The organism is Meiothermus sp. (assembly GCF_037443965.1).
Classification (GTDB): Bacteria; Deinococcota; Deinococci; order Deinococcales; family Thermaceae; genus Meiothermus.
Map to the genome: position 1 here is coordinate 101,299 of NZ_JBBINI010000008.1, position 11,835 is coordinate 113,133.

At 56.3% G+C, this 11,835-nt stretch carries 11 protein-coding genes; 7 read left to right on the plus strand and 4 right to left on the minus strand.

Going from position 1 to position 11,835, the window contains the following annotated elements; all coding sequences use genetic code 11:
• Nucleotides 1-14 precede the first annotated feature (14 nt).
• Nucleotides 15-620 (minus strand): lysophospholipid acyltransferase family protein, encoded by a 606-nt coding sequence (locus WKI89_RS06545; protein WP_337868365.1) that lies wholly within the window; start codon nt 618-620, stop codon nt 15-17.
• 40 nt (nt 621-660) lie between these two features.
• On the opposite strand from WKI89_RS06545, the gene WKI89_RS06550 reads away from it, so the two are divergent.
• Nucleotides 661-1,155: a DinB family protein gene (locus WKI89_RS06550; protein ID WP_337868366.1), complete on the plus strand. Its 495-nt coding sequence runs from the start codon at nt 661-663 to the stop codon at nt 1,153-1,155.
• On the opposite strand, the gene WKI89_RS06555 is transcribed toward WKI89_RS06550, so the two are convergent.
• The gene (locus tag WKI89_RS06555) at nt 1,136-2,005 is read right to left on the minus strand and encodes an ion transporter (RefSeq protein WP_337868367.1); all 870 of its coding nucleotides are present in this window, start codon (nt 2,003-2,005) and stop codon (nt 1,136-1,138) included. The two genes, WKI89_RS06550 and WKI89_RS06555, sit on opposite strands and share 20 nt — an antisense overlap.
• 526 nt (nt 2,006-2,531) lie before the next feature.
• Here WKI89_RS06555 and WKI89_RS06560 point away from each other — a divergent pair.
• The gene (locus WKI89_RS06560; RefSeq protein ID WP_337868368.1) at nt 2,532-2,828 is read left to right on the plus strand and encodes a hypothetical protein; all 297 of its coding nucleotides are present in this window, start codon (nt 2,532-2,534) and stop codon (nt 2,826-2,828) included.
• A gap of 177 nt (nt 2,829-3,005) precedes the next feature.
• Here WKI89_RS06560 and WKI89_RS06565 read toward each other — a convergent pair whose 3' ends face one another.
• A complete protein-coding gene (locus WKI89_RS06565) occupies nt 3,006-6,011 on the minus strand; it encodes a tetratricopeptide repeat protein (RefSeq protein ID WP_337868369.1) in 3,006 nt (1,001 codons plus the stop codon).
• 581 nt (nt 6,012-6,592) lie between these two features.
• Here WKI89_RS06565 and WKI89_RS06570 point away from each other — a divergent pair.
• The 4 genes from WKI89_RS06570 to WKI89_RS06585 all read left to right on the plus strand — a co-directional run bounded on the left by WKI89_RS06570 (nt 6,593) and on the right by WKI89_RS06585 (nt 9,489).
• Nucleotides 6,593-6,739 (plus strand): hypothetical protein, encoded by a 147-nt coding sequence (locus WKI89_RS06570; protein ID WP_337868370.1) that lies wholly within the window; start codon nt 6,593-6,595, stop codon nt 6,737-6,739.
• Between the two features lie 178 nt (nt 6,740-6,917).
• The gene (locus tag WKI89_RS06575) at nt 6,918-7,859 is read left to right on the plus strand and encodes a site-2 protease family protein (RefSeq protein WP_337868371.1); all 942 of its coding nucleotides are present in this window, start codon (nt 6,918-6,920) and stop codon (nt 7,857-7,859) included.
• Between the two features lie 37 nt (nt 7,860-7,896).
• A complete protein-coding gene (locus tag WKI89_RS06580) occupies nt 7,897-8,853 on the plus strand; it encodes a ThiF family adenylyltransferase (RefSeq protein ID WP_337868372.1) in 957 nt (318 codons plus the stop codon).
• Nucleotides 8,854-9,252: 399 nt separating this feature from the next.
• Nucleotides 9,253-9,489 carry a hypothetical protein gene (locus tag WKI89_RS06585; protein WP_013014912.1) on the plus strand — a complete coding sequence of 79 codons (237 nt, stop codon included), beginning with the start codon at nt 9,253-9,255 and terminating at the stop codon, nt 9,487-9,489.
• 109 nt (nt 9,490-9,598) lie between these two features.
• On the opposite strand, the gene WKI89_RS06590 is transcribed toward WKI89_RS06585, so the two are convergent.
• Nucleotides 9,599-10,261 carry an SDR family NAD(P)-dependent oxidoreductase gene (locus WKI89_RS06590; protein ID WP_337868373.1) on the minus strand — a complete coding sequence of 221 codons (663 nt, stop codon included), beginning with the start codon at nt 10,259-10,261 and terminating at the stop codon, nt 9,599-9,601.
• 114 nt (nt 10,262-10,375) lie between these two features.
• On the opposite strand from WKI89_RS06590, the gene der reads away from it, so the two are divergent.
• Complete coding sequence (gene der / locus WKI89_RS06595) at nt 10,376-11,737, plus strand: ribosome biogenesis GTPase Der (RefSeq protein WP_337868374.1); 1,362 nt, start codon at nt 10,376-10,378, stop codon at nt 11,735-11,737.
• Nucleotides 11,738-11,835 lie beyond the last annotated feature (98 nt).

The window sequence follows — 11,835 nt, forward strand, 5'->3', positions numbered from 1 at the left end:
GCTTTTGCTGGCCTCTAAGCACTATCTTTCGGCTTGAGCCGTATGGGGCTTTGTTTGCTGGGGTCGCGGCCTACCTTGTCGGCGTAGAAGGCCCGGATTTGCTCGAAGTCGGCCTCGATGTCGCCGCTGGGGGTAAAGTAGCCCCCGATGCCGACTTCCTGTCGGCTGTAATCGAGGTAGGCCAGGGCGATGGGGACCTTGGCCTCGAGGGCCATGTAGTAAAATCCACTTTTCCAATACTCGGCGCGGCTGCGGGTGCCCTCGGCAGCCACCACCACCCATAAATTGTCGTGCTGGTCGAAGACGCGGGCTACCTGGGTAACAAAATCGCCGCCTGCCTTGGAGCGGTCTACCGGAATGCCTCCCAGCCACTTCATCACCACCCCGATCACTGGGGGAAAGAGCTGCTTCTTGCCCACCCATCTAAAGCGGGTTCCAGAGGCCATACCCCACAACAACGCATACAGAAAGTCCCAGTTGGAGGTGTGGGGGTAGCCCACCAGCACGAACTTCTTCCCTGGCGGTGGGGCCATCACCGCTGCCCAGCCCAGCATTTGCAAAGCCCACACCCCAAAGCGCTGCCAGGGCGTCTGGGGCCTAATCACATTGGGATGCACCATTGTTACTTGTATACCACACCGGGCCGGGATATCCTCAGACATGAACGACGATCTGCCGATTTTCTACGGCTGGGTGCAGCGTTCCCGCGAAGTCCTTTTTGGCTACTGTGAATCACTGCCCCTGGAAATCTATACCCAAGAGCGCTCCGACTTCGGCTTCGGCAGCATCCGCAACCTGCACGTCCATGTGGCCGACCGCTACCTATGGTGGGTGGGGGCGGTTGGGATGGGCCACTCCGAGACCGACCTTAAGGGGGCAGATTTTCCGAATGTTGCTGCGGTGCGGACAGTGTTTGACGGTGTAGACAGGTTGGTGGAGGAAGCCTTACGTTCCTTTGACCGGCTGGATGAGGTGTACGTCTGGACGCATCCGCGCAAGGGCTGGAAGGCCAATGTGAGCCAGCGCTGGTTACTGATGCACCCCATTACCCACGAGTTCCACCACAAGGGGCAGATGGTGGCTTCAGGGCGGGTGCTGGGTCACCCGGTTTTGGACAGCATCGAAACCGATCTGGTTAGTCCTCTGTCTTCCTAAACTTCCTAAGCAGTTCCTGGGCCTCATTTAGTTTGGCTTCAACCTCCTGTAGCTGCCCTATATTGCCTGGTGTGGAAGCCTTGTTTCCTTGCAGGCTCTTACGCATCTCGTCCATGCTGTTGACCACGATGCCTACCAGCAGGTTCAAGAACACCAGCGTGCCCAGCAGGACAAACGAGACCATGTACACCACCGCGACCAGGGGCTGGGCCTGGGGTTGGACACACAGGGCCGGGTCGGGCAGCTCGAAGCGCTCGCAGCCAAGGTACTGGACGCGCAGCACATCCACCCAGCCTTCCAGGGTCAGGATGCTGAAGAGGGTGAGTAGCGCGGTGTGCAGGTTGCCGAAGTGGAAGGGGTCGTTGGCCCCGAATAAAAACACCCCGGCCACCGCGTAGACGTAGAGCAAAAGCAGCATCAGCAGCAAGACGTAGCCGATGGAGGGGATGCTGCGCAATAGCGCGCCCAAAATAATTTGCAGGTCGGGGAGGGTGCGGATGAGGCGCAGCACCCGCAGGAGCCGCAGCAGGCGGGCTGCCACCGCGTAGGCCCCCAGCCCCGGCAGCAGGCTCCCCACCACGATCAAAAAATCGAAGACGTTCCAGCCGTCGAGGAAATAGCGCAGCGGCCGGGGCCACAGCGCCCCCATGCGCAGCAGCACCTCGAGGGCAAAGATAGCCAGCACCAGGTTGTTGAGCAGGTGGAGGGCGGGGCCGTAGCGCGCCATGAGGGATGGGTAGGTCTCGAGGCCCACCAGTATGGCGGCCAACACGATAACAGCGGTAATAAATCGGTTGAAGGCGGCCGACGCCACCAGACGACCCAGGGGATTGGGTGTAGAGGCACTCACAGGCCCAAGTATAGGCCCTGCCAAGCCCCTGACCGGGCGTGCAGGCTAAAGGAGCAACCCAAAACTCAATTCAGAGACACCTCGGAGACACCTTGGCGGTTTGCGGTTGTTCCCATGTTGTTATCGCGCACTGTGTACCCTGCCCTTGGCTCGCCACCAAAGAAGCGCGGGCCGCAAAGTGACACAGGGAGGTAGCTATGCAAAAACGCCGTTTGGGTTTTCAGGTAGGAGCTCTGATCTCGGCCTTGGTCAGCGTTGTGCTGGGCTCGGTCGTGCTGGTTAGTCAGGGATTAGTGGAGTCTGATAAGGCTCATAGAGCTTCTTCGCCTTACCAGCTCGTTGGCGTGGAGAGCCGCCGATTTGAGCCCATGCCGCTGCCCTGGCCACGCCCAATTCCCATACCGATTCCGCTTCCAATCCCTGAACCAATGCCGTCTCCGGAGCCCTGGCTTCAAGCATACCCAGTTCTTCAGGAAAGCGGTCCATCCCGATTGGTATAAGCCCATGTTGTGCATACGGGGGCTGCGTGAAAAATCCTCGCCGACATGATGCCGTGCTTTTGGCCTTAGACACCATTCGAGCCAGGTTCCGCGAGGCCCCGCTTACCCGTACCTGGACACACCAGCAGGTTTTACTTGGGGAGACGCTGATTGCTGTGGCAGAAGAGAAACTCAGCTCCGGCCAGGAAATTTCGGACGTCCTGGCCAAAATTCGCCAGCTAGCCAGCAACCTTCTGCCCCCAGCCTCCGCGACGGTTTCGGCCTCGTTAGAGGCTATTGTCAACTGGCTCGAGTTGGACAGAGGAGATGGTTATGCAGATTAACGAAATGTTCCTCAGGGAGTATACCGAAACAAAGCTGGCCCGGTTACACCGGGAAGCCTCCATAGAGCGCCAAACCCGGTTGAACAATCAGCGCAGTAAGGATGAACGCGCCCTGGCTGTGCGGTTGCCGTGGCTAAGAGTTCTTCGGAAGTACTTTTAGGAGGTGGTTTGGGTTCGCTATTCCACCAGGTCGCCAAACTCCCGAACCACCGCTGGATCGGGGTCGGCCCCGTACTCATCGGCCAACATACGCACCAACGAGCGGAAAACCAGTTTTGCCCGAGGATGGTCACCAAGCCGGCGCAACACCCTCAGCAGTTTGATGTACGAGGCCTCTGCGAGGGGATCAAGCTCAACCAGCTTTTGAAAAGCCCAAGCAGCCTGGGTGGGGTTATCCTCCGCCAGCATTTCACCCAACGAGGCAGCTGCAGCCAGGGCTGCATCGAGGGCTCGGGTTCGGATGGGCTCTACCCAGCCCGCCTCGACTTCCGGCAAAAAGGTTCCTCGGTAAACTTTCAGGGCCATTTCCAGGTCTTCGGCACTGCCAAGCGCCAAAAGACGCTCCAACTCCACGACGTCCACCTGCACCTCGAGGCGATCGCCAAGCCTGTAAAGGCCGCCCTCGAAGGGTACTGGATCAAAGTCCACCAGCGGATGACTGGCAAGCGCCGACCGAAGCCGACGAACCGAGATCTTGAAATAGTCAATGTGACGATAGTCGTCGGAGCCATCCCAAAGTGCGTCCACGATCTGTCCGCGGCTTCCTTTGCCGTTGAGTGCCAGCCAAACCAGAATTTCCCGGGCCTTGCTGTTGGTTATAGCTACCGGTCTGCCCTCAATCTTTACCGCGAACTCCCCCAGGGTAGAGAGGTACATCCGCAGCCGCGTTGGGGTAGCATCTACCCTCAGACTACCGGCCTGGGCCATCTCGAAATACTTATTGGGCAAACCCAGCGCAAGCAGCTCCTCAAGTGTCTTGCCCAATGCCGCGCGATCCACTGCCAGCACCCCAGCGTTGCCTAACTGCTCAATAGCCTGCCGGAGCTTTTGGACGTGCATGTGCTCCAAGTGCCCTTCCAGCCGGGCAATCTCGGCCAGGTAGAGGTGGCTTCGCGCCTGCCGATCCCGTTCCAATGGCCTCGCGAGTGCAGCCTCGAAATGTTTCCTGGCGCCTTGTAGCTGGCCTGTGAAAAAATGGAAGATGCCCTCATAAAAATGTGCGACGCCATTCGTGCTGTCCTGTGGCTGAAGTGGCACCGCCCTGGCCTGCAAGACCCTGTTCTCTGCAGCCTCCAAGTCGCCCAGGCGGCAGCAAACCTCGGCCAGTTTATACAAAACTCGTTGTTCTATGGCGAGGTAACGAAGCACGTTGCGTTCCAGTGCCAGCAATAAATTATCTCGGGCCAAAGCGAACTCGTTTAGCCAGATGTAGCAATCCGCTTTGGTCTCCAATATAAGCTGGAGATTAGGGCTGTCCTCCGCGCCCAGCAAGGCCAGCGCCCGCTCGACGTGCTGGAGGGCCTCCTGGGGCCGGTTCGTCAGGCGGCACAACTCGGCTAGGTCGTTGTAAACAGAAATTTGATCGAAGATAAGGTGCTCCTCCTGATATACACGAAGTGCCCTGAGAAGGGCAGATTCGGCCTCCTCAAACCGCCTCTGGCTGGCAAGTGGCCAAACGAGGAGGCGTATTGATTTGGCAAGTTCGAGCGAGTCGCCTGCCTGCGCAGCCCACTTCACGCACCTTTCCGCCTCGACTATGGCGCGCTCCCAGAGTCCTAGGTTGACTAGGCTATGGGCAACATTTCGCCGGAGGCGGTTTTCCAGCAGGTCATTGCCCCCCTGGGCGAGGCCCTGCTCAAAAAGCCCCAGCGCTTTCGAGGTATCGCCTTTGCGCGCGGCTACCAGCCCGAGCGAAAAATACCCCCGCCTTTGGAATATGCCGTTTGCATATAGCTTTTGCATGAGGGTTTCGGTGCGTTGGGTTTCACCCAAATAAATGTAGGCAACTGCCAGTGCATCCTGTAGTTTGTCGGAGAGTTGGTTCTCGGGAAAAGCCTCTAACACTTGCCGGACAAGTCTAAATTCTGCGCGGGCCTCGAGCCTGGCTACTACCTGTTCGGCCAGCCTTCGGGCATCGTCGAAGCACTTAGCAACTAAGTAGTGTTGGATGGAGGTGAGGGAGTTTCCCGCTTGCTCGGCCATAAGGGCTGCTTGCCGATGTAGTTCTTTTCGGCGGGCAGGCCGTTTGCACAGGCGGGCATCCAGTGCACGCAACAACAGCGTGTGCGGGCGGTAGACCCCACCTCCCAAAGGCGTCATGGGTAAGCCCAAATCCCTTATGCGCTCGAGCCATCCCTCTGGGAGTGATACGCCAAAATTCTCAGCTTCTGTCTCGCTCCAGACTTCTAGCACAGATAGTTCTGGCAAAACTTCCTGCAACGGAGTTTCCAGAGTGTCTAGTATCTCGTCTACCAACTTTTCGGGAGGAACCTTAGTATGGGCCTCCTGCGCAATCATGGCCAGACCTGCAGGCCATCCCTCGAGCCATTGGTATGCCTCCATGGGGTCGCCCTGGTAGCCGTGGCTTGCAAGGAAGACTTTGGCTTCTTCAAGGCTAAACTCCAGATGTTTGGGGTTGATGGCTCGCACCCGGCCCTGGGTTATTAGCCGCCCCAAACGAAGCTTTGGCTCGGTATAACCACTCAAAATTAGCTGATGCCCCTCGGCAAGATTGGTACAAAACAGTTCCATCCAATGGGCCGCTTCTGGCCCGAGGTGCTGGGCTTGATCCACTATGATGCGCAGGTTACTGGCCGAGGTGTTCAAGTCCTCGGCCAGCGCAAAAGCGCTGGCCTCTGATGATTGGAGACCCCGGGCTGTCTCGAACTTTTCCAGCTTTAGTGAGGGTTCTGCAGCCTTGATGCTGCTGCTTAGAGAGCGGGCCAGCTGGCTCGGATCTTCGTCCTCCGAATCTAAATTCAGCCAGGCAACACGACTCCTGGTAGCTCGAGCCCACTGTGTTAAGGTGGTTGTCTTACCGAAGCCGATGGGGGCGGTCAAGACAAGTAAAGAGAAGTCGGCAGACTGCTCGATTTCTTCAATGAGGCTTGGGCGGGTCAGCTCGTACTTAAGGACGCTTGGAATAACGAATTTTGGCTGAGGCCCGGTGAATTTATTAGGCATATTCCGCTCCAGTAAACACAACATTTCAACTCAAAAGGACTTATGACGACTTGATTGTATTTATTTGAATATAGTTAAAATTATAGATAAAAACACGTTTTCTAGCTGTTCAAGGCATTCAGCATCAAAAAAGGGGCTACCGGACATCTGTGGAGACGAACTAAAGACAAGTCCTGCGTTGCCCTACTCCTCTATAAGCCAGACAAACACCGCTGAGGAAGGCGCTTGAGTAGGAAAGACACTTGACAACAAAATGTCCCCGCCCTGTCTCTCTGGAGATGGAATCATACGGCCATCTGAGAGAGGAGGAGGTGGTATAAACAGGTAACTTCGCCAAAAAAATCTTTTCCGCGTAAGCCGGCCCTAAGCCCTCTAGTTTTGAGTTGAAAGGATAAACCATGACAAATACACTGGTTCGAAAGCAAGAAGAAGCAGATGCTACGCTTTGTCCGCTCGAGTTGCAGCCCCTCGAGACAGTCACCGTTTTGGACGATGAGAAAGCTTGGGGGATTTTAGTCGGGATTATTATTGTGGTTTGCGGCGGTCTTTGAACTCTCAAAAAACCGAGGTGAGGTTTGCTTATGAACGATCTTGCAGTAGTGAATCCACGCGACATGGCATTGACTGAGCTCGAAGATATAACTGCGGCTTGGGATTGGAGTGAGTTTTTTGATGGTGTAGGTATTGGAATTGCTATAGGCACTGCACTTGTGTGCGGCGGCATCTAGCCTTGGGCGCGGCCTAAGCCACACTCTTGTGTGCCCTGAGCGACACAACCTGCGCTCCAGGGCACACCCTTTGGGAAAAACCGTGACGAAAAGTACCCCTGAACAAATCATGAATGCAAGCAGGCCACACTGGGGAGAGGTAACCGTGCTAGGGAGTTGCCAGTCTAACATTGTAGGTATGGGCCAGAAGTTTTTTCGTGTTAGTGGCAAGGTGTACGCTGCTCTGGCCGAGCTCGTTAGCCAACAGACACCGATGGAGCGTGAAGCAACCATCTCTGCGCTTAGCAAACACTTCGCACAGGCCGACGCAGTGGTTCTTGCCGACCAGCTACTTGAGCTTGTGGCCCAGCGGAAGAGTAATGGCATCCCTTCCCTTATCTGGGCCGGGATCAAATCGGGCTTCATTAAATTCCCCATCTGGCGGCCTTCAGAAGCATTTACCAAAGCCATCGAAGGTCGAGTACTAAAACCAATACTTGCAAGTATTCTCTGGATGCTTGCAACCTTGGCTGTTTTAGGGTTTTTCAAAGGTATACCTTCGTTACCAAATTTGACACAGTTTAGCTGGCAGGAGGCTTTACTTTTGTGGTTGGCGCTGACTCTCACTACAGCTTGGCATGAGCTGGGGCACGTTTCAGTGGCAGCGCACTTCGGCGTTCGCACTAGAAGTGTGGGAATCGGGCTTTTCTATCTTCAACCCGTGGGCTACGCAGACGTTACGGAATCGTGGATCAAGCCAGCTAGGGTTCGGGCCACCATTGCGCTTGGTGGAATTCTCTTCCAGACCATCCCTCTGCTAGCGGCAGCTGCAGCATGGATAGTCACCCAACACCATTTCTTGGGCGCCTACACCCTTGCCAGCCTGATTGGCATTGCCCTCAATCTTGTTCCTTTTGTGCGTCTTGATGGGTACTGGTTGCTCTGCCACCTTCTCGATCAACAAAACCTCCGCCAGCGTTCGCTCGCGCACCTGCGCTACTTGCTGACCCGCCGCGGTCAGCCGCAGTTTGTGGGTGCTGCCTCAGGCTTAGCTGGCGTGTTTGCGGTCCTCTCGGTGGTCTTTGCATCGGGCCTGTACCTGAGTGTTCTCGTCTACATCGCAACTGCCCTTTTAGTTTAGGGGTCACAGGAACCCAATCGTTCATAGGAGGATAAGCATGCATCCACACATGTTCGTAAACCCCTACCGCTTCCGTGCGCGGCTGGGTGAACATCTTCTCTTAGGCGCTGTTAACTCCGTACAGGTTCGTTATCGGCCCGCTCTTGAGGCACTCGAGCAAGGTGAAGAAGTGGTCTTAACTCACCCAGAAATTTCTGAGGAAGAGCGCCGGTTTCTTGAGCAAGAAAGATATATTGTTCCTTACAGGATCGAAAAGGGCAACCGCTATGCCCGACAACTGGGATTCTTCAGCTTCTGGCCCGACGACCCTCACCAGCGCCAGAAACGCCTGGAGGCGGCCCGCGTGGCGATTTTGGGGGTTGGCACCTTGGGCACTCAGGTGGCCTATTTGCTCGCGGCAGCTGGTGTCGGACAACTTGTGCTTAGTGATAAAGATGTGGTGGAGCCATCCAACCTCAGCCGCCAGCTGCTATTTGGTCAACAGGATATTGGTAAAGCAAAAGTAGTTGCTGCACAAGATCGCCTGCTATCGGTTAATCCAACCATAACAGTTGAGGCTTATCACGAGTCAATCGAGTCGGTTGACCAGATTGAGGAGCGCATTGCGGGGTGTGATCTGGTTGTTCGAGCGGTAGATACTCCCCAAGAAATCGCTTTCGTAATTGACGAAGCAGCTGCTAGGCAGGGTATCCCTCATATCGGTGCGGGTCTGCTCGAGACCTGGACAATGGTGGGACCGTTTATTGACACTTGTACCGGCCCTTCTTTGGGCGAGCTAATAACGCCACCCAAGTTTGTGCGTAGCCCCTTTAGAGAGATACCGGTCTTTGGACCTACTGCTTTTTGGGCTGCCTCTTATGTCGCTGGTGATGCCCTGCGCTACCTGGCAGAACTGGGCCAGCCCTGGACCGCGAACCGTCTGCTGTACCTGGATGGACGCACTGGCCGGATGTTTGCCCGCGATTTACGTGCTGGTGCGGCAATTGGAGGATAAACATGGTTCCGTGGTTAATTGCTATTGTAAGCTCACTTAGCGCGCTGGGAACAGCCATGGGGTCGGGTGGGCCACCCATTTTTTCGGTTGGACTGGTGGGGGCGGTGTTTAGCGGTATAGTAGCATGGACGAAACACCATACGCTCATCGAGATGAGCCTCTGGGTGCTTGCCTGGTCAGTTGGCTGGGCAACAGCGGCTGTTGTGGTGCAGTTCCCTGCACTTTACAATAGCCTGGGAGTTGCTAGCCTACCTGGGGTTTTGCTGGTTCTGCCACTTTACGCAATGATTTTGTTTCTGTCAGGGTGGCTGGGTGGGATTTTTCTTCAGTTCTTGCGTCGTTCGAGCAAGAGCAGCAATTCAATAAACGGACAGGAAGGCTTCACGGCGGAGGGTAGATATGCTGGGGAAAAGTAAATCGAACCGTCATTTGAAAAAAAATCTAACCAGGATCCTGTTATCACTTTTTGCACTGGTCATCGTTGCGGTGAACGGCGATATGGTTATTAACTGGAATTCAGGCTTAGCCGTTGCAGTATGGGCCATAGTATTGTTCGCTATAAGTCTGAACGCTGCACTCGCGGTGTTGGCTTTGCTCCGTGGTGCACGTCCAGATAAGCCCACTGCAGAGGAATAAGTCTGGTAATACAAACACGCTCTCTAGGACGGTATCCCCTGTTTAAATCCAGAGCCGAGCGAGCTTTACGGAGAGGTGCTACAAGAAGTTTGCTTTGATGAAGTGGGCCTCATCCTTGGTAGATCACCTCAGTCTTCCACCGGCCCGCAGGTTGGGTGTGCAGCTCCCAGAACTTTTCGGCGATCAGGTCGGGGTCGAAGGGGGTGTTGCGCCGGATCGGGCCGGCGATGGTCACGGTAGCGGCATGGATGCCTTCCCGGTAGAGCTCTTTGCTCAGGGCGCCCACCAGGGCCCGCAGGGCGGCTTTGCCAATGGAGAGCGCGGCCTGGTCGGGCTGGGGGTTTAGGGCCAGGCCATCCCCGGTAAAGAGCAGGGTGCCCTGGCGGCGCGAGAGCATGCCGGGGATGACCAGTTGAGCTGCCAGCAAAGCCCCGTAAAGGTTGACCTGGAGGGTTTGCTCGAGGGCCTCCAGGCTCAATTCCGAAGCCCGGCTGCCCTGGGAAGCATAGGCGTTGTAGATCAAGACCCCAATGGAACCAAGCTGCTTTTCGGTTTCCCGAACGGCCGAAATAAGTTGCTGGGTACGGGTTACGTCGGTAGGGAAGGTTTTGACCATGCAGCCATCAAGTTCCAGTGCGCCTGCGTAGTTTTGCAGGCTGGTTTCGCTGCGGGCAACCAAGCCCAGCCGATACCCCTCCCGACCAAAGCGCCGGGCCACGCTTAGCCCGATACCCCGTCCCATCCCCACCACCAAACAAACCTTCGGTTCCATACGACAAGTGCATGGTAACATCAAGGATGCTGTTTTTGGGCTCATGTAACGTAGGCTCGTGCCCTTCCTGGACAGCCGCCCCTGTGGGTTTCTAAACTGAATGCGAGTGGAGCTATGTATCGAGTAGTGATTGTGGGTCGCCCCAATGTGGGCAAGTCGAGCCTGTTCAACAAACTATTGGGATTGCGTACCGCACCGGAGAAATATGCCAAGGCCGGAAGCCGGTTTGCGGTGGTGGCCGATGTGCCAGGGGTTACCCGCGACCTCAAAGAGGGCATGGTGGAAAGTGAGCAGGGCCGCTTCAAGCTGGTGGATACCGGGGGTTTGTGGTCGGGGGATGTGTGGGAAAAGAAAATTAAGCAAAAAGTCGAACGGGCCATCGCCGATGCTGATCTGGTGCTCTTTGCAGTGGATGGCCGCAGCGATATTGCCACTGCCGACCTCGAGGTCGCCGACTTTCTGCGCCGTCAGGGCAAACCGGTGCAGGTGGTGGCCACCAAAATTGACGATCCCAAACACGAAGCCTACCTGGGCGATTTTTACGCCCTGGGCTTTGGTGAAGCCCTGCCCACCAGTGCGGCTCACGGGCGTGGTTTCGACGACTTACTCGAGCGTATATGGGCGCTGTTGCCCGTACGCGAAAGCAAAAGTGAACCTGAGGTGGTGCCGATCCGACTGGCCATTGTGGGCCGCCCCAATGCCGGTAAGTCCAGTCTGCTAAATGCCATTCTGGGAGAGGAGCGGGTCATTGTCTCCGAACTACCGGGTACCACCCGCGACTCCATTGATGTGGAGTTTGACTATGCGGGCAACAAGTTTTTGTTGGTGGACACAGCCGGTATCCGTAAACGCCCCGAAACCGGGGTAGAAGAACAGGCTATCGGACGCGCACATCAGGCCATCCTCGATGCCGACGTGGTTTTGCTGGTAGTAGACCCCAGAGAACTGGGCGATCATGAGATGAAGCTGGCCAACGAGGCCCTGGACGCAGGCAAGCCAGTGATCGTGACCATCAGCAAGTGGGACTTGATCGAGAGCAAAGAGGAGGCCAAACGGGTGCGGGCCGACCTAGGGCTCAAGCTTTCGCACATCCAGCACCTGCCCATTCTCTACGTGTCTTCGGTCACCAAACAGAACCTGCACAAACTCTTATCGGAAACGGCTCGGCTCTACGAGTTGGCTCGAGTGCGTTTCGAGACCGCCGAGCTCAACCGCTGGCTCTCGGTCTGGAGCACCCAGACCATGTTCCCCAACTTCAAGGGCAAGCCCCTCAAGCTCTTTTTCCTCACCCAGCCCGAGGTGGCCCCCCCCACTTTTGTCTTCTTTTGCAACCACCCCGAGTTTGTGACACGGGCTTTCGAGGGCTTTTTGCGCAACCGCATCGGCGAAGACCTGGGTTTGCGCGAGATTCCCTTCCGGATGGTCTTCCGCGGGCGTCGGGAGCAGGTGGGCAGGGGGGCGGGAGAGACGGAGTAATACCGTTTCCGCTTGAATCCTTCACCGCCCGCCGCAGTCAGAGGTGAAGGATTCAAGCCGACCGAAGGGAGTAGAAAAGCATTTCGGTAGTATCGTTT

Bases quoted from the DNA above. Each gene is read 5' to 3' on its own strand.
- WKI89_RS06575 (WP_337868371.1), top strand. From the start codon at position 6,918: ATGGGCCAGAAGTTTTTTCGTGTTAGTGGCAAGGTGTACGCTGCTCTG.
- WKI89_RS06545 (WP_337868365.1), bottom strand. From the start codon at position 620: ATGGTGCATCCCAATGTGATTAGGCCCCAGACGCCCTGGCAGCGCTTT.
- WKI89_RS06585 (WP_013014912.1), top strand. From the start codon at position 9,253: ATGCTGGGGAAAAGTAAATCGAACCGTCATTTGAAAAAAAATCTAACC.
- WKI89_RS06570 (WP_337868370.1), top strand. From the start codon at position 6,593: ATGAACGATCTTGCAGTAGTGAATCCACGCGACATGGCATTGACTGAG.
- WKI89_RS06550 (WP_337868366.1), top strand. From the start codon at position 661: ATGAACGACGATCTGCCGATTTTCTACGGCTGGGTGCAGCGTTCCCGC.
- WKI89_RS06590 (WP_337868373.1), bottom strand. From the start codon at position 10,261: ATGGAACCGAAGGTTTGTTTGGTGGTGGGGATGGGACGGGGTATCGGG.
- WKI89_RS06565 (WP_337868369.1), bottom strand. From the start codon at position 6,011: ATGCCTAATAAATTCACCGGGCCTCAGCCAAAATTCGTTATTCCAAGC.
- WKI89_RS06580 (WP_337868372.1), top strand. From the start codon at position 7,897: ATGCATCCACACATGTTCGTAAACCCCTACCGCTTCCGTGCGCGGCTG.
- der (WP_337868374.1), top strand. From the start codon at position 10,376: ATGTATCGAGTAGTGATTGTGGGTCGCCCCAATGTGGGCAAGTCGAGC.